Origin of the sequence: Streptomyces sp. NPDC058195 (assembly GCF_042883525.1) — a bacterium.
In the GTDB taxonomy this organism is placed as follows: Bacteria; Actinomycetota; Actinomycetes; order Streptomycetales; family Streptomycetaceae; genus Streptomyces.
In genome coordinates this window covers 24,076-49,928 of sequence record NZ_JBHVVM010000031.1, presented here as the reverse complement: position 1 = coordinate 49,928, position 25,853 = coordinate 24,076, and the positions used below count along the sequence as shown (strand labels likewise).

Annotated in this window: 22 protein-coding genes and 3 pseudogenes; 11 read left to right on the top strand and 14 right to left on the bottom strand. The window is 72.2% G+C overall.

Features of this window, described 5'->3' with window-relative positions; translation table 11 throughout:
- Positions 1-66: 66 nt before the first annotated feature.
- Both ACFVWY_RS29870 and ACFVWY_RS29865 read right to left on the bottom strand, forming a co-directional pair.
- Positions 67-1,425 carry an SWF or SNF family helicase gene (locus ACFVWY_RS29870; protein ID WP_389877844.1) on the bottom strand — a complete coding sequence of 453 codons (1,359 nt, stop codon included), beginning with the start codon at positions 1,423-1,425 and terminating at the stop codon, positions 67-69.
- Positions 1,422-4,328 (bottom strand): DEAD/DEAH box helicase, encoded by a 2,907-nt coding sequence (locus ACFVWY_RS29865; protein ID WP_389877842.1) that lies wholly within the window; start codon positions 4,326-4,328, stop codon positions 1,422-1,424. Before ACFVWY_RS29865 ends, ACFVWY_RS29870 begins: the two co-directional genes overlap by 4 nt.
- Before the next feature lie 297 nt (positions 4,329-4,625).
- Here ACFVWY_RS29865 and ACFVWY_RS29860 point away from each other — a divergent pair, with 297 nt between their 5' ends.
- A complete protein-coding gene (locus ACFVWY_RS29860; RefSeq protein ID WP_389877840.1) occupies positions 4,626-5,744 on the top strand; it encodes a fatty acid desaturase family protein in 1,119 nt (372 codons plus the stop codon).
- Positions 5,745-5,829: 85 nt separating this feature from the next.
- Positions 5,830-6,012 (top strand): hypothetical protein, encoded by a 183-nt coding sequence (locus tag ACFVWY_RS29855; RefSeq protein ID WP_389877838.1) that lies wholly within the window; start codon positions 5,830-5,832, stop codon positions 6,010-6,012.
- 64 nt (positions 6,013-6,076) lie between these two features.
- On the opposite strand, the gene ACFVWY_RS29850 is transcribed toward ACFVWY_RS29855, so the two are convergent.
- Both ACFVWY_RS29850 and ACFVWY_RS29845 read right to left on the bottom strand, forming a co-directional pair.
- Positions 6,077-6,928 (bottom strand): hypothetical protein, encoded by an 852-nt coding sequence (locus ACFVWY_RS29850; protein WP_389877879.1) that lies wholly within the window; start codon positions 6,926-6,928, stop codon positions 6,077-6,079.
- A gap of 157 nt (positions 6,929-7,085) precedes the next feature.
- Positions 7,086-7,424 carry a hypothetical protein gene (locus ACFVWY_RS29845; RefSeq protein WP_389877836.1) on the bottom strand — a complete coding sequence of 113 codons (339 nt, stop codon included), beginning with the start codon at positions 7,422-7,424 and terminating at the stop codon, positions 7,086-7,088.
- Between the two features lie 117 nt (positions 7,425-7,541).
- On the opposite strand from ACFVWY_RS29845, the gene ACFVWY_RS29840 reads away from it, so the two are divergent.
- Entirely contained in the window at positions 7,542-8,444 is a 903-nt protein-coding gene (locus ACFVWY_RS29840) for an oxygenase MpaB family protein (RefSeq protein WP_389877834.1), read from the top strand.
- 21 nt (positions 8,445-8,465) lie between these two features.
- On the opposite strand, the pseudogene ACFVWY_RS29835 reads toward ACFVWY_RS29840, so the two are convergent.
- The 3 genes and pseudogenes from ACFVWY_RS29835 to tatA form a co-directional block, all read right to left on the bottom strand.
- Positions 8,466-9,064 (bottom strand): annotated as a pseudogene (locus ACFVWY_RS29835) (methyltransferase domain-containing protein).
- 130 nt (positions 9,065-9,194) lie between these two features.
- Entirely contained in the window at positions 9,195-9,770 is a 576-nt protein-coding gene (locus ACFVWY_RS29830) for a TerD family protein (RefSeq protein ID WP_389877833.1), read from the bottom strand.
- Positions 9,761-10,144 carry a Sec-independent protein translocase subunit TatA gene (tatA, locus tag ACFVWY_RS29825; protein WP_389877831.1) on the bottom strand — a complete coding sequence of 128 codons (384 nt, stop codon included), beginning with the start codon at positions 10,142-10,144 and terminating at the stop codon, positions 9,761-9,763. Before tatA ends, ACFVWY_RS29830 begins: the two co-directional genes overlap by 10 nt.
- Positions 10,145-10,336: 192 nt before the next feature.
- Here tatA and ACFVWY_RS29820 point away from each other — a divergent pair, with 192 nt between their 5' ends.
- Positions 10,337-11,824: an LCP family protein gene (locus ACFVWY_RS29820; RefSeq protein WP_389877829.1), complete on the top strand. Its 1,488-nt coding sequence runs from the start codon at positions 10,337-10,339 to the stop codon at positions 11,822-11,824.
- A gap of 22 nt (positions 11,825-11,846) precedes the next feature.
- Here the strand turns inward: ACFVWY_RS29820 and ACFVWY_RS29815 are convergent, their stop codons facing one another.
- Positions 11,847-12,395 carry a GNAT family N-acetyltransferase gene (locus tag ACFVWY_RS29815; protein WP_389877828.1) on the bottom strand — a complete coding sequence of 183 codons (549 nt, stop codon included), beginning with the start codon at positions 12,393-12,395 and terminating at the stop codon, positions 11,847-11,849.
- Positions 12,392-12,850 (bottom strand): annotated as a pseudogene (locus tag ACFVWY_RS29810) (magnesium-translocating P-type ATPase); the annotation flags it as partial. The gene ACFVWY_RS29815 and the pseudogene ACFVWY_RS29810, both read right to left, overlap by 4 nt.
- 464 nt (positions 12,851-13,314) lie before the next feature.
- Here ACFVWY_RS29810 and ACFVWY_RS29805 point away from each other — a divergent pair.
- The 7 genes and pseudogenes from ACFVWY_RS29805 to ACFVWY_RS29775 all read left to right on the top strand — a co-directional run bounded on the left by ACFVWY_RS29805 (position 13,315) and on the right by ACFVWY_RS29775 (position 19,605).
- Positions 13,315-14,127, top strand: a complete 813-nt coding sequence (locus ACFVWY_RS29805; protein WP_389877827.1) for a DUF6042 family protein — start codon at positions 13,315-13,317, stop codon at positions 14,125-14,127.
- 884 nt (positions 14,128-15,011) lie between these two features.
- Positions 15,012-16,295 carry an amidohydrolase family protein gene (locus tag ACFVWY_RS29800; protein ID WP_389877825.1) on the top strand — a complete coding sequence of 428 codons (1,284 nt, stop codon included), beginning with the start codon at positions 15,012-15,014 and terminating at the stop codon, positions 16,293-16,295.
- A 135-nt stretch (positions 16,296-16,430) separates the two neighbouring features.
- Positions 16,431-16,940 (top strand): AAA family ATPase, encoded by a 510-nt coding sequence (locus ACFVWY_RS29795; RefSeq protein WP_389877824.1) that lies wholly within the window; start codon positions 16,431-16,433, stop codon positions 16,938-16,940.
- Between the two features lie 203 nt (positions 16,941-17,143).
- A pseudogene (locus ACFVWY_RS29790) lies at positions 17,144-17,355 on the top strand (RNA 2',3'-cyclic phosphodiesterase); the annotation flags it as partial.
- Positions 17,356-17,712: 357 nt separating this feature from the next.
- Positions 17,713-17,991, top strand: coding sequence for a hypothetical protein (locus ACFVWY_RS29785; protein ID WP_389877822.1), 279 nt, complete (start codon positions 17,713-17,715; stop codon positions 17,989-17,991).
- A 189-nt stretch (positions 17,992-18,180) separates the two neighbouring features.
- Positions 18,181-18,438 (top strand): hypothetical protein, encoded by a 258-nt coding sequence (locus tag ACFVWY_RS29780; protein WP_389877821.1) that lies wholly within the window; start codon positions 18,181-18,183, stop codon positions 18,436-18,438.
- A gap of 702 nt (positions 18,439-19,140) precedes the next feature.
- Positions 19,141-19,605 carry a hypothetical protein gene (locus ACFVWY_RS29775; protein ID WP_389877820.1) on the top strand — a complete coding sequence of 155 codons (465 nt, stop codon included), beginning with the start codon at positions 19,141-19,143 and terminating at the stop codon, positions 19,603-19,605.
- 112 nt (positions 19,606-19,717) lie between these two features.
- On the opposite strand, the gene ACFVWY_RS29770 is transcribed toward ACFVWY_RS29775, so the two are convergent.
- The 5 genes from ACFVWY_RS29770 to ACFVWY_RS29750 all read right to left on the bottom strand — a co-directional run bounded on the left by ACFVWY_RS29770 (position 19,718) and on the right by ACFVWY_RS29750 (position 25,655).
- Positions 19,718-20,215: a hypothetical protein gene (locus ACFVWY_RS29770; RefSeq protein WP_389877818.1), complete on the bottom strand. Its 498-nt coding sequence runs from the start codon at positions 20,213-20,215 to the stop codon at positions 19,718-19,720.
- A gap of 428 nt (positions 20,216-20,643) precedes the next feature.
- Entirely contained in the window at positions 20,644-22,188 is a 1,545-nt protein-coding gene (locus ACFVWY_RS29765) for a bifunctional phosphatase PAP2/diacylglycerol kinase family protein (protein WP_389877817.1), read from the bottom strand.
- A gap of 205 nt (positions 22,189-22,393) precedes the next feature.
- On the bottom strand, positions 22,394-23,977 hold the full coding sequence (locus ACFVWY_RS29760) for an FAD-dependent oxidoreductase (RefSeq protein ID WP_389877815.1): 1,584 nt from the start codon (positions 23,975-23,977) through the stop codon (positions 22,394-22,396).
- Complete coding sequence (locus ACFVWY_RS29755) at positions 23,974-24,420, bottom strand: hypothetical protein (protein WP_389877813.1); 447 nt, start codon at positions 24,418-24,420, stop codon at positions 23,974-23,976. Before ACFVWY_RS29755 ends, ACFVWY_RS29760 begins: the two co-directional genes overlap by 4 nt.
- Positions 24,417-25,655, bottom strand: coding sequence for a lycopene cyclase family protein (locus ACFVWY_RS29750; protein WP_389877812.1), 1,239 nt, complete (start codon positions 25,653-25,655; stop codon positions 24,417-24,419). The genes ACFVWY_RS29755 and ACFVWY_RS29750 overlap by 4 nt, the downstream gene beginning before the upstream one ends.
- Positions 25,656-25,853: the final 198 nt, after the last annotated feature.

Here is a 25,853-nt window from a genome sequence, read left to right as displayed (position 1 = left end):
GCCCCCGCTCCAGGGAGGGGCACGCCCCTCCCACCTTGCCCGCCGCCGTGCTCCGCGTACGCCCCCTCAGCCGTCCGCCGGGCCCGGGGCACCGAGCGCGGCCGCCGGATCGTCGTCCGCAGGACCGGCCGGAACCCAGCGTCCGTCCTCGGTGCGGAACGGCCACCAGCGCCCGTCCGGCCCGTACCGCAGCTGCACGCCGTCGTCCGCCGCGGTCCAGCGGTTGCCCGACTCCCGCAGCGGGGGCCGCTCACCCTCCTCCCAGGCCGCCGCGATCCGGGCGCGTGCCCTGGCCAGCGCCTCCGGGCCCGGGGTCCACTCCTCCTCCAGGACGGTGAGCGCGGCCACCCCGCCGTATCGCCACGCCCGTACCGCCGCGTCGAGTTCGGCGGGGCGCCGCTGTGATCCGGCGGCCAGCCGCTTCGCGATCCACGGAGCGGGCCGGTTCTCGGCGGCCAGCCGCACGGCGTCCTGGCGCGGCGTCAGCACGGACGGCGGCGGCTGCTGTCCGTGGCCGGGGGCGAGTGCCTCGGCCAGCATCCGGTGTGCGCGTGCCGCACTGTCCGCCGCCAGCAGCTCCAGCGCCGCCGGGTCGACACCGGCCCGCGGTTCGGTCTCGGTGTCCAGCGAGGGCGCCGGTCCCGGGGCGTCGGGCAGCGGGGGCAAAGCGGGCAGCGGGGGCAGGATGTCCCTGGCCGCGAACGCCTCGTCGGCCGGGACGCCCGCCTCCGTGGCGTCCGGGACGGCGCGGCCGTCCTCCGCCGCGACGGGCCCGTGTTCCTCCGCGCGGGTCGCGATGCGGATCTGGAGCTCGTCCAGGAGCCGCCGCTCACCGCGTCCCCGCATCAGCAGCAGCACGAACGGGTCCTGGTCCAGCAGCCGCGCCACCTGGTAGCAGAGCGCGGCGGTGTGCGGGCAGTGGTCCCACGCCTCGCAGGTGCACTCCGGGTCCAGATCTCCGATCCCGGGCAGCAGCTCCACCCCGGCCGCCGCCGCGTCCTCCACCAGATGCGGGGGCATCTCGCGGTCCAGCAGCGCCGCGATGTGCCCGGCCCGTTCGACGGCCATGCCGAGGAACTGCTCCCAGGCCGCCCCGCCCAGCTCCTGGAGCAGCACGTCGCTGCGGTACGTGGAGTCGCCGTCGCGGACCAGCGCGGTGATCCGGCCGGGCCGTACGGAGACCGCGCCGACCCGGCCCTCCCGGGCGAACTTCCGCCCCTTCTTGAGCTGTTGGCCGTCCAGCGCGGTGTCCTCCAGAGCCTTCAGCCAGGCCCGGCCCCACCAGGTCGTGGCGAAACCCCGGCCCTGTGCGGGCGGCAGCGCGGCGAAGGTCCGCTCCTGCCCGGGGCCGGGGGCGTCCTCGCCGTCACCGGCGTACGCGTCGATCCCGTACTCGTCGTGGTCGCTCTCGTGCATGCCGCTCATCGTGCGCCCCCTCGCAGCTCCACCAGCTGGGCCAGTTCCGCATCGGACAGTTCGGTCAGGGCCGCCTCGCCGGAACCGAGCACGGCGTCCGCGAGCCCCTGCTTGCGGGCCAGCATGCCGGCGATCCGGTCCTCGACGGTGCCCTCGGCGATCAGCCGGTGCACCTGGACCGGCTGGGTCTGCCCGATCCGGTACGCGCGGTCGGTGGCCTGTGCCTCGACCGCAGGGTTCCACCAGCGGTCGAAGTGCACGACATGACCGGCCCGGGTGAGGTTGAGGCCGGTGCCGGCCGCCTTCAACGAGAGCAGGAAGACCGGCGCCTCGCCCGCCTGGAAGCGGCCGACCATCGCCTCGCGCTCCGCGACGGGCGTGCCACCGTGCAGGAACTGCGTGCGCACCCCGCGCGCCGCCAGGTGCTGTTCGAGCAGCCGGGCCATCCGCACGTACTGGGTGAACACCAGCACACTCGCCCCCTCCGCCAGGATGGTGTCGAGCAGTTCGTCCAGCAGCTCGACCTTCCCCGAACGGTCCGTGATCCGCGGCTCCTCCTCCTTCAGGTACTGCGCGGGGTGGTTGCAGATCTGCTTCAGCGCGGTGAGCAGTTTGACGACCAGGCCCCGGCGTGCGAAGCCGTCGGCGCCGGAGATCGCGGTCAGCGTCTCGCGCACCACCGCCTCGTACAGACCCGCCTGCTCGGGCGTCAGCGACACCGCGCGGTCGGTCTCGGTCTTCGGCGGCAGCTCCGGGGCGATGCCCGGATCGGACTTGCGGCGCCGCAGCAGGAACGGCCGCACCAGCGCGGCGAGCCGTTCCGCGGCCGCCGGGTCACCGCCCTCCACGGCCCGCGCGTAACGGGTGCGGAAGGTGCCGAGGCGGCCCAGCAGGCCGGGCGTCGTCCAGTCGAGGATCGCCCACAGCTCGGAGAGGTTGTTCTCCACCGGTGTTCCGGTGAGCGCCACCCGGGCCCGCGCGCCGATCGTCCGCAGCTGCTTGGCCGTCGCCGAGTACGGGTTCTTCACGTGCTGCGCCTCGTCCGCGACGACCATGCCCCACCCGATCTCCGCGAGCTTGGGCGCGTCGAGCCGCATGGTTCCGTACGTGGTGAGGACGAACTCGCCGTCCGACAGCTCGGCGAGGCTGCGCGTGGCGCCGTGGAAGCGTCGCACCGGGGTGCCCGGAGCGAACCGTTCGATCTCCCGCTGCCAGTTGCCCATCAGAGAGGTGGGGCAGACCACCAGCGTCGGTCCGGCGGCGGACTCGACCGTCCGGCGGTGCAGATGCAGCGCGATCAGGGTGATGGTCTTGCCGAGGCCCATGTCGTCGGCGAGGCAGCCGCCGAGTCCGAGCGAGGTCATGGTGTGGAGCCAGTTCAGACCGCGCAGCTGGTAGTCGCGCAAGGTGGCGGCCAGAGCCTCGGGCGGGCCGATCCGCTGCTCGGCCGAGGCCGGGTCGGCCAGGCGCTGGCGCAGCCGCTCCAGCCAGCCGGTGGCCTGCACCTCGACCCGGCGTCCGCCGACCTCGGCGGAACCGGTCAGGACGGCCCCCAGCGCGTCGATCGGGGTGACCTTGCGGTCCTGGGTCTCGCGGGCACGCCGGGCCTCTTCCGGGTCGATCAGCACCCACTGGTCCCGCAGCCGCACCACCGGCCGTCCGGCCTCGGCGAGCCGGTCCAGCTCGGCCCGGTCGAGCTGCTGATCCCCCAGCGCGAACCGCCAGTCGAACGCCAGGAGCGCGTCCGCGGACAGCAACGGCTCAGCCCCCGACTCCAGGGAGGCCGCGGCGCCCCGCTGTCCGTCCCGCCCGTCGTCAGGCGGGCCGATCACGGCGCGTGCGGTGAGCTTGCGGGCGAGCTCCCTGGGCCAGTGCACCTGGACGCCGGTCGCGGCCAGTGCCCGTCCGGCGGGGCCGAGGAGTTCGGTGAGCTCGTCGTCGGCCGGTTCCACGGCGTCGGGGACCGCGGCGGACAGCAGTGGGGACAGCGGGGGCCAGGACCGGGCGGCCCGGCGCAGCGCCAGCAGGGTGTCCATCCGGGCACGCGGCCCGAACGCGGCGGCGGTGTGCGCGCCGCCCGCCCAGACCTCGGCGGCGTCGGCGACCAGCGTGGGGTCGCTGACACTGTGGATCTGGAGCACCGCCCGGAACGCGGGGCCGCCGGACCGCCCCCCGTCCTCCTCACCCGCGTACGGGCTCGGCCCGTCCGGCGCGGCGAGCCCGGAGACCTCCACCCGGAGCGAGAGGCGGACGCCCGCGTCGTGTCCGGCCGCGATGTCGGCGGCCCAGGCCCGCCGGCCGGGCAGGTGCTGGGGCTCGTCCGCGGTGAACGCCGGGCCGCCACCGGCCAGCGGGGCGGCCGGGGTCCGCGGCAGGCCGTCCGCCACCGCGTCGAGGAAGGCGCGCAGCAGCCGCTCGGGCTCGGGCAGCAGCAGGGGTGCCGCGGCCATCCCGTCGAGCGGTACCGCGTGGGCCGACGGCGGCATCGAGGCCGCGAGCGTCCGGACCAGCGCCTGGTCGTCGGCGGTCAGCGGGCCGACCCGCCAGGCATCGTGATCGGTGGCGGTCAGTCCCGGCAACAGCAGGCCCCGGGCGGCGAACTGAAGGGCGAGCAGGGCGGCAGCCCCCCAGAAGGCGGCCGCGGCGGAAGCGTGCGCCGACGTACGCGCGCGCGTCAGTACCGGCAGTGCGTCCCGGACCGGGAGCAGCCGCGCCGCAACGGCGTACGGCTGGGTGTCGGGGCCGGTGACGGTCAGGTCCGCCACGGAGCCCGGACCGTCGGGCGGACCGCTGCCGTCCGGGTGCCAGAAGGCGATCCGGCCGGTACGGGCGGGGTCTTCCGGCAGGAAGACCACGGAACAGGCGGAGAGTGCGGAAATCTCGGAGAGCGTTGCGGCAGGAAGTCTGTGCACAGCGAAGCCGAATTCCTCAAATTTGACTAGTGGGTGTCGGGGCGTCGGGGGCGCCGAGGGTACCCCACCCCCGCCGGGGAACGGGAGCGGAATCGCTGTGACCTGGAACATAGGTGACCAGTGCGACGGCGGGGCCGCTCCCGGAGGAGGCCGCTCCGGGTGCCGGGGTGGAGTCAGCACCCCTTGGGGAAGGGGGCTTGCCCCCGGATATCCGGGGTGCTGGCGCCATGGCCACGGAACCCTCGAAAGGCCTACGTTTCTCCAGGTCAGCGCAGCTTTTCAGAGACCGGAGACATCATGCCCCAGGCCATGGCCACCGCGGCGGGAGCCACCCGTGACGGTACGGGAACCGCTGGGGCGCAGGACGCCGCAGCCCAGCGCACCGCAGCGGGAAGCGCGACGGACTCCGAGAGCGCCGCGCCACCCCAGGGAAGCGACTTCGCGCCCCTGCTGCGGGCGGTGAAGGGGCAGGGCCTGCTGGACCGGCGGACCGGCTGGTACGCGACCGGGATCGCCGTCAACCTGGCCGCGCTGGCCGCTGTGATCACCGGGATGTTCCTGCTCGGCGACACCTGGTGGACTCTGCTGCTCGCGCTGCCGCTGGCGGTCTTCTGGGCGCGCACCGCGTTCGTCGGGCACGATGCCGGGCACGCCCAGATCACCGGCGGACGCCGGGCGGGCCGCGCCATCGGCCTGGTCCACGCCAACCTGCTGCTCGGTATGAACGAGGCGTGGTGGAACGACAAGCACGCCCGCCACCACGCCAACCCCAACCACATCGACAAGGACCCGGATGTCGCTGTCGGCGCACTCGTCTGGACGCAGCGCCAGGCCGCCCGGCGTGCGGGATTCGCCCGCTGGCTCACCCGCCACCAGGCCCGCCTCTTCTTCCCGATGCTCCTCCTCGAAGGCATAGCCCTGAAGATCTCCGGCTTCCAGTACCTGAGGCGGCAGCCCGCCCGGGAGCGTCTGCTCTCCGCCCTGCTCCTCGTCGCCCACCTCGGCCTCTACGCGGCCCTGCTGCTGACGGTCCTGTCGCCGGGCAAGGCCGTCGCCTTCGCTCTCCTGCACCACGCGCTGTTCGGACTCCATCTGGGCATGGCCTTCGCGCCGAACCACAAGGGCATGGAGATGCCCGACCCGGACGGTGAACGCTGGGGTCACCTCCAGCGCCAGGTGCTCACCTCGCGCAACGTACGCGGCGGCGTTCTCACCGACTGGTTCCTGGGCGGTCTCAACTACCAGATCGAGCACCATCTCTTCCCGAGCATGCCCCGGCCCCACCTGCGCCTGGCCCAGCCCATGGTGCGGGCCCACTGCCAGGCGCTGGGCATGCCGTACGCCGAGACCGGGCTGGCCGAGTCCTACCGGCAGGCGCTGCGGCACATGCACGAGGTCGGCGAGCCCCTGCGCTGAACGTACGCGGCTTCCCGGAACCGGCAGAGGCGCACAAGCGTTCTCACAGCAGATGCGGCTGCGGGCCGCGAAGGAGGCAGGGACGATGTCGAACAGCGCGAAGGTAGCCATCGGGGGAGTGATCGCCGCAGCCGTCCTGATGCCGTTCATCGGCTTCTGGCTGTCGCTGCTGGTCCTGGTCGGAGTTCCGGCCGTCGCCTATCTGCTGCTCGACCCCGGGCAGCGGCGCAGGCTCCGCCGGATCTCCCGCAAGGAAATAGGCCGCTGAGCGGGGCGCCTGGGCGGGACGGGGCCGCGCGTGGCCCCGTCCCGCCCAGGCGCGTGCAGCGACATCAGGCGGGCCGCACCGCGAGCGCGTCCAGTGCCTCCAGCAGACCGGGCAGCTCGGCGCCCCGCCCGACCGGCAGCACCTCGCCCGGCTCGTCGTCCAGCAGCACGAAGGCGATGTCGTCGGTCCGGGCCACCAGGGACCAGCCAGGACCGTCGGCGCGCAGCATCCGGGCCTCCTCGGTGGCGAAGGAGGACCGTACGCGGCCGGGCGGAGGCGGGGAGTCGACATAGCCCCGGGCCTCCGCGAGCACGCGCCGGACACCGGCGTGCGTGCCGGACGCCGGAGCCTCGGCAGCAGCCCCACTCTCACCCTTCACCTCAGGTTGAGGGTCGGAGGCGGGAGGGCCCGCAGGGGAGGCGGAATCGCTCGCGTCGTCGATCTGCTCGCGCCAGGCCGCCCACTGATGCGCGATCTCGTCCGCGCCCATGCGCCGCTGGGCAGGCCCCCACGACGCCGTGTCGGGCGGCGCCAGCGGAGCCGGGGCGACGCCCTCCGCCCCCGGGTCCGGCAGAGGATCGTGCGGCGCGGCCACACCCGGAGCCGCGACCGCCAGCGGGAGCGGCCAGCCCGGCAGCGCGCAGACCACCGACCGGTCGTCGGGGGACAGGTCGTACTCCATGCCGCAGTCCCAGGCCGCGATCGCCACGGCGACCAGCGACACGTCCTCGACGACGACGGTCCATCGCGCGCCCGTGCCGTCCTGCCCGAGCACCAGCCCGTACCCCTCGGCGTACGGCTCGACACCGAGCAGCGCGCACGCGGCCGGATAGTCGTCGCCGAGGACGGTCGGGAACTGCGCCGGTGTCAGCAGCGCCGCCGTCAGCACGTACAGCGCGTCGTCGTCGGCGACCATGTCGTTCGGCGTGGCCACAGCACCCTCCTCTTCGCTCGTCGTGGATCGTCGGCGCACCTTAACGAGTGAGTAACCCACTCGTCGAGGCCCTGACAACCGAAGTCCGAAACCCTTGACAGGGGTAGGAGGCGGGCCCATGGCCCGGCGTACGCGCTTCTCAGGTGTGGTGCTCCACGACCGGCTCCTTTGGGCTGGCGGGGAGGCCGAGCAGCGCACGGGCCACGGCCTGCGGAGACTCGCCGCGTTCGCGGGCCAGCGTGGCGACGGCCCGGCAGGCCAGCTCACTGACCCCGAAGGACAGTGCCTCGGGCGACACCCAGCCGCTCGCCTCCTCGGCCCGCGCCGGGTCCTCCGTCGCCGACGCCGCGACGAAGACGGCGGCCGCCTCGAAGAGATTGGGCTGCCTGCGCCGGACCTCCTTGGCGGGCGGCGCGGACCGCGCCCCCCTGCGTCCGAACGTGACCGCCCTGCGCAGGCCGCCGAGTATGCCGGTCATGAGGACCACCTTCCGGTCGTTCCGTGGAACCGTGCGGGTGCGGAATCTCCGTACTCACCTGTGGTCTTCCCCATCGACGTAGAGTTGGACCTCCGGCCGGCAGAAGGGGGCAGCGCGGTGAGGCGGTTCGATCGGCTGAAGGAGATTCAGCGTCTCGACCCGGAGCGCGACTTCCTGCGCATCTACCGGATCACGGCGACCTACGAGTTCCCCTGGGACATCGCCCGCGCGCTGGAACTGGCCCTCTACCGCACCTATGCGGTGCCCAGCATCGGCCGCCTTCTCGCGCGGACCGCCGAACTGACCGACCGTTCGCAAAAGCGCTACGACGACACCGCGCTGCTCCTCGACGCGGTCCTGGAGCACGGCTTCGACAGCGGATCGGGCCGTTCGGCGCTGCGCCGTATCAACCAGATGCACCGCAGCTACGACATCAGCAACGACGACATGCGCTACGTGCTGTGCACCTTTGTCGTGACCCCGAAGCGCTGGCTCGACACCTACGGCTGGCGCCGGCTCTCCGGCCATGAACTGCGGGCCTGCGCCGCCTATTACCGGGCCCTGGGTGACCGGATGGGCATCAAGGATCTGCCGACGGCCTACGAGGACTTCGAGCACACCCTGGACGCCTACGAAGCGGAACGCTTCGGCTGGGACGAGGGCGCGCGCCGCGTCTCCGACGCCACCTTGGACCTGATGAGTTCCTGGTACCCGCGCCCGCTGGCCCCCCTCGCCCGCAAGGCCGCCCTCGCGCTGCTCGACGACTCCCTGATCCGGGCCTTCCGCTATCCGCGCCCCGGCGCGGTGTCCCGGTGTCTGACCGGGGGCGCCCTGCGGCTCAGGGCCAGAACGATGCGGCTTCTGCCGCCGCGCACCACCGCGCACTACGCCCGGCAGAACCCCGAGATCAAGGGCTATCCGGACGGCTACGAGGTCTCCGCACTGGGCACGTTCCCGGCCCCGGGCCTCGGCGGCTGCCCGGTCCCGCACCACCGCCGGTCCGGCGCGCCGACGGAGTGACCACGCGTGGACGCGACGGGCTCAGAGCGTCCGTAACGCGAGGGCGAGGAAACCGTCGTCCTCATCGGTGTACGTGTCGAGCCGCCAGCCCGAACGCGCCGGCGGCGGGCGGAGGAGGGGCTCGGCCCTCAGATCGCCGTCGGTGATCCGGCGGCCGTGGCGCGCAGCCAGCGCGGCCCGCCCGGCCGGATGGAAGAGCGCCACCCGCCCACCCGTGCGTACCACCCGGGCCAGTTCCGCCAGGCCGGGGCCGGGCCGGGAGAGGCGGGAGACCAGGCCGGACGCGAGGACCGTGTCGAACGAGCCCGGGACCAGGGGCAGCCGGGCGGCAGCGGCGAGCAGCGGCGTCCCCTCACGGTCGCGCCCCGTCCGTGCCCCCTTCCTCAAGCATCGCTGGGGGCAGGTCCGCGCCCAGCACCGTGCCCCGCGGTCCGACAGCCGCGCGCAGCGCGGGGAGCGCCCGCCCCGTTCCCCGGCCGGCGTCGGGCACCGCGTCGCCCGGTCGCAGCGCGAGCGAGTCCGCAGCGGTGGCGAAGGCGTGGCCGTCATCGGGAAAGCGGCTGTCCCGGCCGGCCGCGCGAGGCGAAGAACCCCGGGACATGTCTGTGGTCGTCGGTCATACGGACATGATCGCGCGGACGCGGTGGAGGCGATACCGGGCGGGGCGCGGACGAGGGACCGCCGCGGGCCCGGACGCTCCCGGAAGAGGGAGACGGTCCGAGCCCGCGAGACGTGACGGTCGTCGTCCGCTCAGACGTTGACGCCGTAGTCGGACGCGATGCCCGCCAGGCCGGAGGCGTAACCCTGGCCGACCGCGCGGAACTTCCACTCGCCGCCGTGCCGGTAGAGCTCGCCGAAGACCATGGCGGTCTCCGTCGAGGCATCCTCGCTGAGGTCGTAACGGGCCAGCTCCACGCCGTTCGCCCGGTTCACGACGCGGATGAACGCGTTGCGGACCTGGCCGAAGCTCTGCCCGCGGCTCTGCGCATCGTGGATCGAGACCGGGAAGACGATCTTGGCCACATCGAGCGGGACTGCCGCCAGGTCCACGTTGATGGACTCGTCGTCGCCCTCGCCCTCGCCGGTGAGGTTGTCGCCGGTGTGCTGGACCGAGCCGTCCGGGCTCGTGAGGTTGTTGTAGAAGACGAAGTGCAGGTCGGAGAGGACCTTGCCGGACTCCGAGCAGAGCAGCGCGCTCGCGTCGAGGTCGTGGTCGGCGCCCGTCGTCGTCCGTACGTCCCAGCCCAGGCCGACCGTCACTGCGGTCAGGCCGGGTGCCTCCTTCGACAAGGAGACGTTGCCGCCCTTGGCCAGGGTCACACCCATGAAACTTCCTCCATTGATCCAGTGGTCCAGCGAATCGGTGACGGCACCGCCGGTGCCGTCACCAGGTCAACGGCGGTGCCGTGACCATGGTTCCCATGCTTGCGCAAGCCGTGAAGTGATCGTTGGTGAGCCGCCTCTCTCCGGCGGCCGGTGCGCTCTACGTGCGGCTCGGTGCGCGGTGCGGGTGCCTCGTGAGTCATCTGTGTGCCGGTGCGGGGTGCCTGAGTGCCGGTCTCCTTCATGGCCTTCGCCTCACTCTTCAGGATCCGCATGGATTTGCCCAGGGCCCGGGCCGTGTCCGGCAGTTTCGTCGAGCCGAACAGCACGATCGCCACGATCAACAGGTGCCAGGGTTCGAGGCCGTTGCGCAGCACAGGGCGTCTCACCTTCCTTTCGGTGCTTTGACCGGAGTTCATGCTCCGTATCGGCGGACAGTGCTTCAGGCTGACTATGGGCAGGTCCGATGATCCACTCGGGCATCAATACTTGCTACGTTGCGCAACTGCACAACCGTGGGGTGGTGGAGCACGTCTTCCCCATGGAACCGGATGGACGGGGTGGGGCCGATGACGGGACGTCGAAACGCGGGACAGGGAAGGGGCGGGGGCGTACGCCTGCGGCGCACGGCCACGTTCGGGCTGTCGTTCCTCGTGCTGCTGGTCGCCGGTGCCGGGTGGGCCTACCTCAAGCTCGGCGGCAGCATCGACACCTTCAGCGCGGACGGGATCTCCGGAGACCGGCCGCCCGGCTCGGAGCAGGGGCAGAACGTCCTGGTCGTCGGATCGGATTCACGCTCGGGCGGCAACAGCGAACTGGGCGGCGGCACGGGCGAGGTGGGACGCTCCGACACCGCGTTCCTCCTGCATGTGTACGGCGACCACAGGCACGCGGTGGCCGTCTCCATCCCCCGTGACGCGCTGGTCGACATCCCGTCCTGCAAGGGAGCTGACGGCCGGTGGACCGCGCCACAGCGCAACGTGATGTTCAACGCGGCGTTCTCGGTGGGGGAGAGCGCCGAGGGGAACCCCGCCTGTACCCAGAACACCGTGGAGAAGCTCACCGGCCTGCGGGTGGACCACACGGTCGTCGTCGACTTCGCCGGTTTCGCCAAGCTGACCTCGGCCGTCGGCGGTGTACGGGTCTGTCTGCCCCAGGACGTCTACCAGCGCGATCTCAGTCCCAAGCGGCCCACCCGGGGCGCCAAGGTCTTCTCCAGGGGACCGCAGACCGTCTCCGGCCAACAGGCCCTCGACTACGTACGGCTGCGGCACGGCATCGGGGACGGCTCGGACATAGGGCGCATCAAACGGCAGCAGGCCTTCGTCGCCGCCCTCATCAAGAAGGTCAAGTCGGACGGGCTGAACCCGACCACACTGCTGCCGCTCGCCAACGCCGCCACCGACGCGATGACCGTGGACCCCGGGCTCGGATCGGCGGACAAGCTGCTGTCGTTCGCCCTGTCGATGAAGAACGTCGACCTGCACAACACCAAGTTCGTCACCGTCCCCTGGCGTTACGAGGGCGCACGCGTCGCCATCGTCGAACCGGACGCCGACGCGCTCTGGACGGCGCTGAAGGCCGACCGTACGGTCGACGGCAAGGACGCCAGCGGCAGGAAGTCCGGCGGGCACGACGAGAAGGGCGGCGGCCGGACGCCCGCGGGGAACACCCCGGTCTCCGGCAGGGGCATCAGCGTCGCCGTCTACAACGGCACCACGGTCACCGGCCTCGCCGCCCGCGCGACCGAGCTCCTGCGCTCCCGGGACTTCACCGTCACCACCACGGCCACGGCGAGCAGCCAGGACCACACCTCGACCGTCGTCGAGTACGGGCCGGGTCTGCGGGAGCAGGCCGAGACCACCGCGCGGCTCTTCGCCGGAGCCCGGACGACCGCGTCCACCACCCCCGGCATCCAGGTGATCCTGGGCACCTCCTACGCCCAGAACCCCTCCGCCACCCCCGTACCCTCGACCCCCTCCACCGTGCCCCCCACCGTCGCCGACCAGGCCCGCTCCGCCGACGACGACCCGTGCGCGAACCTCTCGTACGGCTGACGGCCCACCGGTGGCCGGGCCGTCAGCACGGCGCCCCGGCCACCCGGAGCTGCAGGACCGGATACCGGGGCGCCGCGAAGCCGTACGACTCGTACAGCGCGGCCCCGTCCCCGGTGGCGTTCAGGCTCACCGCACCGACACCGGTCTCCGTACGGAACCAGTCGAGCAAGGCGTCGAGGCAGACACGCGCATGACCGAGGCGGCGACGACGGGGGTCGGTGCTGACGTTGAAGACGTGCCCCTGAAGGCCGCTGAGGTTCATCGGCCCAGGGGCGTGCGCGTCGCACGCTCCTGCCGCGACGGAGACCACACCGAGCTCGGGATCGTCGACCAGGAACGCCGCGAACAGGGCGGGCTGCCCCAGCCGGTCGGCGAACCAGTCGGCCGACGCCGACCGCCACGGGGCGTCGACGCCGCCGGTCTCCACCCCCATGCCGTCCAGCATCAGTCCCCGCAGCCGCACCAGGGCCGGTATGTCGTCGAGCGTGGCCCGGCGGGCGAGCACGGTCCGGGGCCTCTCGGGTTCTCCGCGGCTGCCGGGCCCGGGAGTGTAGACGTGCGGCGGGGTCATGACTGGCTCCACTTCCGTTCGCATCTGCTGCGGGCCGCCCACAACGCGGCCGTGTACAGGGCCAGCACCGGTGCCAGCGACACGTAGTAAAGCGGCGGCAGCGCGCTCATGCCCAGCGGCCCGCCGGGCGGAGTGAACGGCGGCAGCAGGCCGACCACCGCGAGACCACAGGCCCGCCGTCCGGAGGGGGCCGCCGTCCTGGCCCCTGACGGCCCGGCCGCCCGCACGGAGCAGCGGCATCACCAGCGCCTGGGGCAGCGGGTTCTCGGTGAACCACCCCGAGTGGAACGCCTCCTGTTGCCGCACGTCGCCGAACCGCGCAGGGCGACGGCCAGCACCGCGAAGGTCGCCAGGTCGGCGGTGGCATTCATCAGCCCGAAACCCGTGATGAAACGGAGGAAGCCGCGCGGCCGGAGCACCGTGGGCCGACGCAGCACCTCGGAGTCAGGGCGGTCGGGCCTTCGGTTGCCGTGTCCGGCCGCGCGGTCCAAGCAGTCGGCCCCCGGCGGCCAGTCGTGTCCTTCGGATCAGGCCGTCGCGGCGCTTCAGGCGCATCTGCGGGCGGCCGAACGGCGGCACGTACCCGTCCGATGAGCCGGGCAGACCGGCGGAGCTCTTCCCCGGCCGCGATCCGGCAGCCACCGCTCCAGGGTGCGATGCGGCCGTCCCTCACGCGCCCGGACCAGACATCCGGTCCCCGTCCCGGGCCTTGGGCCTGTACGGTCGTTCCTCACGCGCCTGGGCCGCACTCGTCGAGGCGACGGCGCACTGCCGGGCTCAACGGTCGTACACCAGCACAACAGGTGGCTCCCGTTCCCACCGCCGGAGCAGCGGCTCCCAGGACCACCGTCCTACTGGCTTCACCTCACCCCGCCAGAAGCACTACGGGCCTTCGGCCGTTTTCGAGGAAGAACTGCGGATGACTGAGAATCCCTCTGTGCCCGGCCCGCGCCGGGACATGGCGATGCACAACGACTGGTTCGTCTCGGGCTGGGACCACGTCCTGCCCCGCCAGGGCTTTCCCCTGACCCTGCTGATCGGGACCGCGAGCCAGCCCGGCTTCACCGGCCCGCTGGACGACCTGGTGCAGGAGATCTTCGACGGCCACTGGGACATGATCGGCGGCGACCTCGACGGCACGCTCACGTTCTCCTGGCCCGATGAGGAGTGGGACTACGAGGCCGCGCCGGAGGGCCGGGACGCGTGCGAGGCGCGCCGCTGGGAGCAGTTCGGCGCCATGCTGACGACAGCCGGCTTCCCCGTGCCCAAGACGGTGCGAGACCTGTCCGAGCTCTACCTGACGTGGGGCCTGGCCAGCCGCGAGGAGACACCGGACGGCACCCGTTGGTCGATGCCCGCCGCGCTGCCGCTGCCCGGCGACCTGCTGCCCCTGGACGCCGAACTCACCAAGCGCCTCGACGGGATCCGCTGGACGACGCGCACCGGCCCGCTCGTCAACACCCTCATCAACCATCTGGTCGACGATATGGGTGAACCGCAGGAGATCCTCACCTCCTTGGACCGCCTGGCAACCGCCACAAGTCTGGACGCCGACGACGTCCGAATCGCCCTCGCGGAGCTCGTGGAGTCCGGTGACGCCCAAGTGCGGCGCGGCGAGGAGCCAGCCGACGCGGAACGCCTGGAGCCACATCAGCGCTTCCGCCTGGTCATGAACTGGGAGCACTTCCACGAGACCGGGCTGCAGTTGAGCATCGAGCGCGACGACGCGTGACGCAGAGCGCGCCGGGGGCGGCGGGAACGCAGGACACGCGCCTCATCGTGGTCCGCGGAAACAGCGCCTCGGGCAAGTCCTCCGCCGCGGTCGTTCTGCGCGAGAAGTGTGGCCGCAGCCTCGCCATCGTTGGCCACGGCAACCTCCGCCGGCGCGTGCTGCGTGAACGCGGTCGGCCCGGCGGCACCAGCACCGGACCGCTCCCGTCACGCGTCCAAGTGCGCACTGCGGGGGACTCGTCGTACAACACCGCACGCCCAGGGATTCGAGGAGCGGGCCGGGCCCCAGGCCGCACACCGCGACCGCGCGTGCGGTGTGCCCGGCGGTCCGCCATGTCTGGATAGTTCGGGCGAGCGGCTCCAGCGCCGGGACTTTGGACCCCGGCCAGGCCGTGCGGGACCGTCCGCAGCGCGGCCGCGGCCGCCACGATCGTCTTGCCCGTTCCGGGCGCCGGGCAGACCTGACCGCGCAGCCCCCGGCTGGGCGCGGAGCCGTCCACGGGCAGGCCAGGGTGCGCGGCAGTCAGTCGCGCAGAATGACGTCACGGCCGCCGGCCGAGCGGTGGGTGTTCCGCACCGGAACTTCGTCGGCTCTCCTGAGCGCGGCCGCGCCGGTACAGGACGCGCGGCACCCGCTGGCCCCGAGCGGTGTCCATACGCAGGAGGACGAGGCCGGGGCTGGGACTTCGTCGCCGCGGACATGACGGAGCGGTCCCGGCGGCGACAGCATCGGCAGGAGCGTCCTCCGGCCGAGCTCGGGACTGGCCAAGCAGGTCCCTGCGCAACGCGCTGATGCGCTGCTTCTGAGTGAGCACGCCATGTGCCCGCCAGATCCCGTCGGGCCGGTGAACCCCGTCGGCTCGTACCCGCCACGAGAGGAAGACCGTGACCCAGCAGCAGCCCCCCGTACCGATCCTGATCAGCAACGTGCGTGTCTTCGACGCCGTGTGGTCCGGGCTGACCCCGCCGACGTCGGTGCTCATCCAGGACCGCAGGATCGCCGCGATCGGTACGCAGGGCTCGCCGGAGGGGACTGCTGTCATCGAGGGCGGCGGGCGGGTGCTCATCCCCGGCCTGACCGACGCGCACGTCCACCTCTTCGCGGCCGGAACCTCCCTCGCGGGTCTGACCACCGGCGCGACGGGAACGGGCTACTACCACGCACTCGCCGCGGCCGGGCAGATGCTCATGCGCGGCTTCACCACCGTCCGGGACATGGCCGGCGACGTCGCCTCGCTGCGGCAGGTCCTGGACGCCGGGACGTTCCCCGGCCCGCGCATCTACCCCAGCCAGGCGGCGATCTCCCAGACCTCCGGGCACGGCGACTTCTCCCACGTCTACGAGGACGCGAACACCTTCTCCTGCGGGGCGCACGCCCGCGCCGAGCAGATCGGATTCCTGCGGGTCGCCGACGGCCGCGACCAGGTTCTCGCGGCCGTGCGCGAGCAGTTGAAGAAGGGGGCCTCCCAGATCAAGGTCATGGCGGGCGGCGGAGTGGCCTCCGCCTACGACCCGCTGGACGTGCTGCAGTACACGCCGGACGAACTCAGGGCCGCGGTCGAGGCCGCCACGGACTGGGGCACGTACGTGTGCGCGCACGTCTACAACGACGAGGGCATCCGCCGTGCGATCGCCGCCGGCATCAAGTCGATCGAGCACGGCCACCTCGTCAACGGCCCCAGGACCGTCAAGCTGATGGCGGACGAGGACGTGTGGCTGAGTACCCAGCCCTTCCTCGAAAGCGACCACGAATACCCCAGCGCGGAGAACACCGAGAAGAACAAGCAGGTCTGCGAAGGCGTCGCTCACACCTTCAGGTGGGCGCGGGAACAGGGCGCGAAGATCGCCTTCGGCACCGACCTGCTCCTCGAACCGGAGAAGGCCGGGCTGCAGAACGAGATGCTCACCCGGCTGTCGACCGACTTCGGCTTCAAGCCCGCCGAGGCACTGCGGATCGCCACATCAGGCAACGCCGAGCTCTTCCGGCTCTCCGGCGAGCGCGACCCCTACAAGGCGGCCCGTCTCGGCCAGATCACCGAAGGAGCCTGGGCCGATGTGCTCCTCGTCGAAGGCGACCCCACCCAGGACCTCACCGTGCTGGGCGACCCGGACAAGAACCTCGCCGTGATCATCAAGGACGGCCGCATCTACAAGAACACCCTCGGCTGACCCTGGACGACGCCGCCTTCGGTGCGGCTGCGGTTCGACCGGTCCGCAGCCCCGCTCCCCGGCTCTGCTGCGCAGTCTTGTGCAGGGTGGTGTCCTGCCGCGTCGAGACTGGGCACCTGCCCCTACGGTGGGAGGATGCAAATCATCCTGGTGAGCGGGCCTTCGGGCTCAGGGAAGACGACCGTCGCGCGCATCCTGGCCCAGAACAGGCTCTCTCCCAGCGTGCATCTTCATACGGACGACTTCTACGCGGCGATCAAGCAGGGGGCGCTGGCGCCGTACCTGCCGGAGGCGCATGAGCAGAACCGGACGGTCACGGGGGTGATCGCCAGGGCAGCCGCCGGTTACGCCGCCGGGGGCTACCACACCGTGGTCGACGGGGTGGTCGGGCCGTGGTTCCTGGAGGAGTACGAGAAAGCGGCGAAGGCCGTGGGCGTCGGACTCGTCTACGTGGTGCTGCGGCCCGACCGGGACGTCGCACTGGACCGCGGGACGTCCCGCTCTCAACACCCGCTCACCGACCGCCAGATCCTCAACCAGATATACGACAGCTTCGCCGACCTCGGCCCGTACGAGAAGAACGTCCTGGACTCCACCAACCTCACCGCGGGGGAGACCGCGGAGGCCGTGCTCACACTTCGGTGAGACTGCTGCACCTTCGCTGCGACAGGGCAGGCGGGCGCGGGATGACCGTCCGTGCGGTTGTTGTCCTGCTCGTGCGCCCGTGGGGGGTGGCGCTGTTGCCGATGCGGCCGAAGGGGGAATGGTCCCGGGCGTCGCGGCCGCGGGCGCCCGCCCGCCGCACCCGGGTCGTCGCACCCACTGCCGGGTGCGGTACGAAGTCCGGTGTGAACGACCGGACTCGGCCCGCGACTGTGCGCGTGTTCATCGCGCTCGCCCCGCCCGGCCACGCCAGAGAAGGACTGGCCCGGGAACTGCGCCCCCGCCCACGGCACGCACCCCCGGATGCGGTGGAGCCGTATCGAGGACCGGCACATCACCCTGGCTTCCTCGGAGAACTCCCGGCCGGGCGGTTCCGCTGCCGCGCCCGCCTCTCGCTCGCCGGAGCCGCACCGGTCCTCGAAGGCGGCATCGCATTTCCTGACCGCGGTGTTCGTCGTCTTCGGCTACGAGGACAGCGAGTTCACCGGCATGGCAGAGCCGCGGGGAAGGCACGGACGACCGCACAGCCGTACGTGGTCCGCTTCTCCGCTCCGGCCGCGAAGGCACTCGGCCCCATCCTCCCCGAACACGTCGAAGGCGCCGTCTCGCGCACCCTGGTCCCGCCCGCTGGACCGGAGGGCCGTGGAGACGGAGGCGAGCACGGCCCAAAGCACGCCGTCGAATTCGGTTGCGACTCGCCCAAATGGGTTCATTCTTGAAGAAGGGGGGTGATTGGAAGACAGGAGTGTGTGTCATGCCGTCGGACGTCTACCGGATAGCCAGTGGCGCGCTCTTCATGGCAAATGGTGCGGACGAGTGGTGGCAGTGGCAGTGGCCCAATGACCAGAGTGCCGGATTCTGGGTACGCATGTGTGTCAGCCAGAACCCGCTGAGCGACCAGACCGCGACCCTGTACTACCTGGGAGAGGCTGTCACCTGGGACAACAGTCAGGGCATTCCGCAAAAGCGCTGGGTCCATCTGAGTGCGGCCAACGCCTCCAGCTTCGCTATCAGCATGATCACCGTGACCTGAGGGCTGTCCGTCATCCCTGGTAGATCAGCGTGCCGCGTCAGACGCGGTGCATCGCACAGCGGAGGGACGCCCGAATGCTGGATGTATCCGGGCGTTCCGGCAACGCGGCGAGGTGCCCTGGCTGTCGTCGCACGCCCGCCAGGTATTACGGGACAGCCCTTTAGCCAGGACTAACCAGGAGTGGTCTCTATGCGTGTGTATGCGGCGTTCGATGCGAGTGGGCGCATCATGGCCCTCTCCGAGATCGTAGAGGGCGGCGAACGCGTGACGTGCAAGCCGCTTCCCCCGGGAGTCGGTCCCGGAGGCGAGCGGCATGAGGGGGCGGACGGAGCGGGGGTGGTCGAACTAGTGGTCCCCGACGGGTTCGAGAAGAGGCCGCTCAAGGAACTGGCGGAGGCGTTCCGGGTGGACACCGGGTCCGGCGAGGCGAGGTTCACGGCTAACTGAACTGATGCTCTCCTCCCGGATCTTCACCAGGCAGCGCTTCACCCGCCTCGCCCAGCACGAGGCTTCATCCGCCTCGCCCAGCACGAGGTCCTCCAGATGAACCCGCTCCGCCACCCATCTGGGCCGACGCCGATGTGGGGTGAGCCGGCTGGCTGATGCCGCACAGCGAGCTGAGCGGCACGGCGGCCCTTGCCCCGTGTGGTTGACACGCCTTTGGAATCCGGTGGTGGCCGGTCGTCGGAGGACTGGGACGGCGGCGGGGAGCGGGAGCGGGATGCGGGCCGCTTCCGTGGGTGGTCAGGGCGCTGCCAGAGTGTGCTCGGCAGGTGCGAGGCAGGGCAGCTGGAGGCGGTCGGCCCCCGAGTGCCTCATCGCTGACCGCCAGGACAGGGGCGCGCCCCGCACCGCTGACAGCCACGCAGCAGGTCGGCCAGGAGTCGGCCGATTACCGGTGGCCGTCGCTCATGGCGATCAGCTCCTTTGACGCCGTCCGCGCACACCCGTCAGCACGAGCGCCCACGGCTTCGCCTCCCGCAGGCGTACGCGCGGGTGGATGCCATGGCCCACACGCAGACGTAGTCGCCGCTGGACAGGTCGCGTTCGCCGAACGCCTGGTGACCGGCCTGCCACTGCTCCGGGCGGGACTACGGTGGACCGCGCCAAGGCCAGGCACCCCGGCCTCACTTCTGGAGGGAAAAATTCATGATCACAGGCTATGACACCGTACTCGTGGCTCACGGTCCCGTTCCGCCGGCGATGGAGCGGTTCTTCGGCCGGTGGTCCGCGCGGTGGCCACAGCCCCGGATCGCGACGGACAGCGAGGGCTCCGGCGATTTCCTGCCGTGGGCTCCCGGAGCAATGACATGGGCGGAGTCCACGGACCATGTACTCGTGGCACGCGACGAGGAGATGCTGGCGCACTGGGACGAGTTCGGTTACGCGCTCGATGCCAGGGAAGAGGGGCCCTTTGCCCTCGTGTACGAGCCAGCAGAATGGCAGACCCTGAAGGCCGTAGCCCTCGAAGACCCCTACGTCCGCACCAGCAGCGGCTATGAGCCGTACGAGATCACGTTTACCGGCTCACGACTGTGGACGGTCACGGTGGTATCCCCGGGCGAAGAGGCATTCCGCAGATCCGTCGTGGACACGATAACGGCGTGCTTCTGAAACGCGGTTACCAGACGTGAGCAGTACCGGCACAGGGAACCCGGAGTGAGAACGATCATGCCGGGGTGCGCAGAACAGCGTGCCCGTCTGTGGGCCTGACCCGTGGGGTAGATCAGTCCGCGAGGCGGCGCTTCCACCAGGGGTCTGCGGGCGGTGAGAACGGATCTGGCAGGGTCCGTGTCAAGAAGCGGTCGTCCAGGGGAGCAACCGCTCCGAGAAGTTGACGGCGCGCCTTGCGATTCATGGCCGAGGCCGCGCCCTGGAGCAGGGTCCGCGCGTGGGCGTCCCGCCAGAGCGTGGTTCCGCGTCCGTGGCCGGGGCCGTGGTCGGGCCAGGAGTGAAGCGCCAGGGCCCATGCCTGGAAGGCGTGGGCGACGTGACCGGGAGGCAGCCCGTGCTGAGCTTCGAACTGTGCGATCTGCCGGTTCGTCGCCGTGGACAGGCCAGGGATGACCTGCCGGTTCCTGGCGCCCCTGCGGCGGGACTGTTCGGTTCTGATCTCGCCCGGTGACCGGCGAGGCATGGGCGCTTCCAGCTGGGAGACGAGTGACCGGCCGACGGCAGACGGCGTGAACGGTCCGTCGACGGTCAGCAACTGCGGGACTGGCATCGACGGTACCTCCCGGACACACCTTCTCCGAAACGCGCGCAGAGGGGGCACCGCTTGACGGGCCCGGACCCACGCCGTGGCCCTTCATCCGGCGCTTGCACCAGCTGACCGGAGCGGCCAGCGACAGCGTATGCGGCAGGGACGCCCCGGTCGTGCCCGGCCCGCTCGGCGGCTGCGCGGCAGGCCCGCGTGCGCGCCGCCGCTTCCAGGTGCCCGGCCGGGCACCAGGCCCTTTCGGAGGGTGCCCGCGGCGGATGTCGCCCACCCACCCGCTTCCTCAAAGGCACGGCGGCCCCGAGCCCGCAGCGACTACGCGGCTCTCGGCTCGTGGCTGACGTCTCCTGTCCGCACCGCCTCATCGCCGAGCGCGGTCCGGTGATGTTCCCGCTCGGGGCCAAGGACCGTGGTCCGCCGCCCCGGTCTCTGCGTCACAGCACCATGGGGCAGTAGACCACGAGCGCTTCTGCCAGCTTGTCGACCGTCAGCTCGGTCCCCGAGCGGGCGACTTCCCCGTCATACGCATACGGGGTTCCCGGTGCCAGGCCGGTGATCCGTACGCGGTGCCTTCGTACCGCCGCGTGGACGGGGGAGCGGGTCAGCGGACCGGCCACGGCCGCAGCCAGCAGGCGCAGCCCCGGGGTCCGGCCGCCGTGGACCGCTCTGATGTCCAGCAGGCCGTCCGCCAGGTTGTGCCGCCGCCCGGGAGCGGGCCCCACCCGCTGGAAGAGCCCGTTGCCCACGAACAGGAGCCACAACGGCCGCCGCTCTCCCTGGAGCTCGGCCGTCAGCGGGCGTCGGCCACGCAGTACTTCGAAAGCCGCGAGGACCCCGGCGGGCCAGCCGCCGATGCGGGGCGTCCAGCGCTCCCGGGTCCGCACGAGCTCCGGATAGACCCCCAGGCTGAACGCGTTGAGGAAGTAGCCGTCCGCTCCGTCCGGCCCCTCAGGACCGGGCCGGAACCGGCCCACGTCCACCCTGACCGCGCCCCCGGAGGCGAGGGCCGACGCCGTGTCGTACACCGTCTCGATGCCCAGATCGTATGCGAAGTGATTGAGCGTTCCACCGGGAAAGACGGCGAGCGGCACCCCGTGCGTCACCGCGACGGACGCCGCCAGGTTTACCGTGCCGTCACCCCCGCAGACCCCGAGCGCCCGGCCCCGGTCCGCCGCCTCGGCCAGCGCCCCGGACAACTCGCCGGGCGCGCACTCCACGACCTCGGCCAGGGGCAGCGCCTCGCGCACCAGCGAAGCAGTCGCGGTGGCGGTGCCGGACTCACGGTTCACCACGACGACCAGACCCTCGCCGGCGGGCAACTGCGGAACCTCCTCCGGGGGACGGCCCGGTGCGGGCAGCTGACCCCGGGTCGGAACGACCCCGCGCAACGCGAACGCCGCTCCTATGCCGAGCGCCGCACCGGCCAGCACATCACCCGGATAGTGCACACCCGTGTAGACACGGGAGACGGCCACGGCCGCCGCGACCGGGGCGACGACCGCGCCCCAGCGCTTCGACTCAAGGGCGACACCCGTGGCGAAGGCGGCCGCGGACGCCGCGTGCCCGGAGGGGAACGACGTGGTGAACGGCTGCCGCTTGAGCTGCCGCACCATCGGAACCAGGTCCAGCACCGGCCGCTCCCGGCGCACCATCCGCTTGCCGACCGTATTGATCGCGGCCGAGGCGACAGCCAGTGACGCGACCCCGCGCAACGCCGCCCGGCGTGCCCGCGCACTGCTGCCCAGTGCCGCCATACCGGCCGCGGCGCCGAACCAGAGAAGCCCGTGATCGGCGCTGCGGCTCAGCCGGGGCAGCACCTGATCGGCGCCCGGCCAGCGCTGGCCGGCGACGCTGCGGAACAGGGTGAGGTCGCGGCTGTGCAGCAGACCACGCAACCGGGCGGGGACGACAGCGGAGACGGAACGGGGCGCGGAGAACGGAAGGGAAGGGAGGGAGGAGCCACTGCTCGTAAGAGACATGAATCAGCGGATACCCGACCCGGACCAGATGAAGCGCCAGACGCGCCGACGCACGGGCGGTGCTCTCGTGATCAGGCTCACTTGGTTGAGTCAGTGTGACGAAGGCAGGTCACAGGGCTTCGCAGGGCAGCAGGCTGATGTGGTCCGTTCGCGGTCAACGGCCCACCCCGCCCAGCCCCCCGATCGATGGCCACGCTGAAAAGGCTCACGGTGGAGTGGGGGATGCCGCCTGCCCATGCCGCGTCAGCCCCCGGGCGGCAAGGGATCTCAGGAGCGCGTTCCGCCCCCGTTCCGGCACCGTCCACAGGGCCTGCCCCCGTACCCCCCACTGTTCCAGCAGGACGTTGGCCGCGAGGAATCCGCTCGTGGCCGCCCGCTCCATGAGCGCCACGGGAAGGCCGGTGCGGACCAGGTCGCCTGCCACGGCCAGCCGCGGGTGCGGGGTACGGACGGTGGGGCGGCCCCCGTAGCCGCCCGTCGGAAACAGGGGGCAGTCCTCGTGCCATTCGTGGCGGGCGTCCAGGACGGTGGCCGTGCTCGTCTCCGGGTAGACCCGGTGCAACTGACGCAGGAGGCCGTTCTGTTCGGAGGCCCGGAAGGCTCCGGGCGGTACGGCGTAGGCATGCAGTTCGACGACGGAGCCTCCGGTGCGCGCGCTCCACCGAGCCGCTTCGTCCTCGTAGCGTTCCAGCACGCTGATGTTGTCCAGGGAGCCGAAACCGCTGGTCCCGAGGAACCCCGGCCGGTCCGGAGCGACGGGCCGGTCCAGCCAGAGCCTGCTCACGAGGAAAGGGGGCGCGGTACGCAGCCGTCCGATCAGCTCACGCCAGGGCGCGTCGCCCAGCTGCCGGGACCGGTCGACCAGTGAACGCAGCCCCGCGCTGTCCAGGGCGAGGACGACCCCGTCGCAGTGGAACTCGTCGCGTTCACCGGTCACTACGAATCCGCCGCCCGGTACGGGTGCGATGTGCTCGACCGCGGTACCGGTGCGCACCTGCGCGCGGTGTCCGGCCAGATAGGCGGCGAGCGGATCCCACAGGGCGGCAGGGAAGGGAGAACGGGGCACATCGAACAGCAGCCCTTCGGCGGAGCCCAGGAAGTAGATGTGGAACATCAGCGCCATCTCTGCCGCGGACAGCTCCCGCGGGTCCGCGAAGAAGCTGCGGGAGAACACCTCGAAGGCCAGATGACGGGCGTCCCGGGGAAAGCGCACGGCGTCGAGGAAAGCGTGGGCGCTGACACCGTCCAGGCGGTCGTACACCTCCGGAACGCGCACGTCGAGCAGCGGCAGGGCCGCGATCGGGTCCATGGCGCGCAGGTCCGCGAGCTGGAAGGAAGGGCTGAGCGCGACGAAGCCGAGCGCGCTGAGCGGCGGGGTACGCGGGACGTGACGGAAACTGTCGTGAGCGCCACCGGCGTGGAGCAGCGGGTAGTCCGCAAGACCAGTGAGCCGCTGCAGGCCGGGGTCGGTTCGGCGCAGCAGTCCGCGCAGGTTGTAGTACTGGCGGAAGAAGGCATGGAAGCCTCGGCTCATGGTCACCGTCGACCCGTCACGCAGTTCGGTCGGCCAACCGCCGACCCTGCCGCCGAGATGCTGCCGCTTCTCGTACAAGGTGACCGCTATCCCTCGCTCGGCGAGCACCGTGGCGGCGGCCAGCCCGGCGATGCCCGCGCCGACCACGGCGACCGACGGCGGGATTCCCCGCACCCGGGGGGCGCCGGGCGCGGCGGGAAGGATGCGGGCCCGGCGGTCCCGTCCCCGGCGCGCCGCGCCCCGGCGGGGGGTCACGCGTCCTTCCCGCAGCCGTGCGCCCCTCGGGCGACGCAGGCAGGGGGGAGAACCGTTCGCCAGCCAGGCAGAGGCAGGGCGTGGACCCGGCCGGAGCCGGCCGGGCCGGGCCGGTGCGCGAACCGTCCGGCGGTGTCGGGCCCCACCACGCTGCCCCGCGGGTGCCGGTAGCGCGACTCGTCTTCCGGCAGGCCCGCCGCGCGGTGCGGGACACCGCGGCACACCGGTGTCCCCGCCGGTACGGGGTGGACACCGCGGCACACCGGTGTCCACCCCGTACCGGCGGCCCGCCGCCCGCGGAGGGCGTACGCGTGCACACCGGGCCGGCGTACCGGGGGGCGCGGATGAGCGTGGAAGCCGGGGCTGGTGGCCGCGAGCGCACCGTGGGTTCGTGCGGCGTGGCCGAAGGCGGCGGCGAGGTGCTCGTCGCGTGGCAGCGTCATGAAGTCTCCGTCGAAGGAAGGCGAGAGGCGGGGCCGGTGGGTGCGGGGAGGGGGAAGGGGCGGCGTGGCAGGCGGGGCAGCTCCAGCGCGGAGCGCAGCATCGGCCCGGCAGGCGTCCGCAGGCCGACGCAGAGGTCCTCGTACCGGCTGGACGCTCCGTCGAGGAATCGCAGCAGCCGTGCCATGGGCACGCGGGCGAACAGGTGGCTGAAGAGTTCCGGGCCATCGGCCCTCCCGCTGTCCAGCGCGCGGAGCAGGACGGCGTCCATGGTGCGCGAGCGGAACGAGTGGGCGGCGGGAGGCAGGGGACGGCGCCCGCGACGCAGGGCATCGGCGACGGCTTCGGTCTGGCGTTGCAGACCGGCGAAGGTGTAGCCGGTGGCCGGGCGGGTCGCTCCGCCCGCGGCGCCCACGCGGAAGACCGAGGCCCCGGCCCGCCGCGGGACCGGCGCGTCGGTCATGGGGATGACGCCCGTCTCTCTGGCCAGTACCTTCCGCTCGCCGAGACACAGGACCTGATCGGCATAGTTCCGCACGGCGGCCTCGTACCGGTCCGGGGTGAGGAGACGCCGCGAGAACTCGGTGTACTCCACCAGCGCCTCGCAGGGCGCGGTCGGCAGGACGTAGCCGAAGGAAAGGCCATGGGCGGGCTGCGGGGTGCGGAAGTCCATCAGCTCCACGACGGCTGGGTCGAAGGCGGGCCGGGCCGTGCGGACGAACCAGCCGTGGAAGTGCTGCAGCAGGGTGGTGCGGGCGGGCGGCAGGGTGGCGGGGGGACGGGAGTCGAGGACCCAGCGGGCGCTCAGCACCCGCGTGTGGCCATCGGGCTGCCTCAGACGGACGAGTGCGCCACCGGGCACGTCCTCCACCCCCTCGACGGTCGCTTCGAGGCGGCGCACGTTGGAGCTCTGCGCCAGGTCCCGGGAGACCAGGCGCTCGAAGTCGTCGGAACGGATCATGCGGTACCGCAGCGGGGCGATGTCCTCCTCGACCGGGACGCCGGCGCGTGAGTGAACCCGCAGCCGCCGCCACTCGGCCCGCACCGCCGCGTCGAACCGCCCGGAACCCTCCGCCCAGTAGCACCAGGTCCGCGGCGGAGGCCGCAGCACGCCAGGCGGCGCGTTCACCAGGACCACGGACGGTGTCCGCAGGCCGGGAACAGGCCCGGCGAGCCGGTGGGCGAGAGACAGCCCCGCCGCGCCCGCCCCCACGACGGCCACGTCCACTTCAGGCACAGTGCCTCCCTTTCCTGGTGCTCTTCCCGTTTCGCTGCCCCGGGGCAGTCCCGCCGCGGCGGATATCCCGGTCGGGGGGGGGGGGGGCGCGCACCCCCCCCCCCCCCCCCCCCCCCCAGTAACGCACCCGCCCCCCCCCCGCGGGCGGCCCCCCCCCCCCGACCGCGGGCCCGCCCGCCGGGGGGGTATACCCGGGCG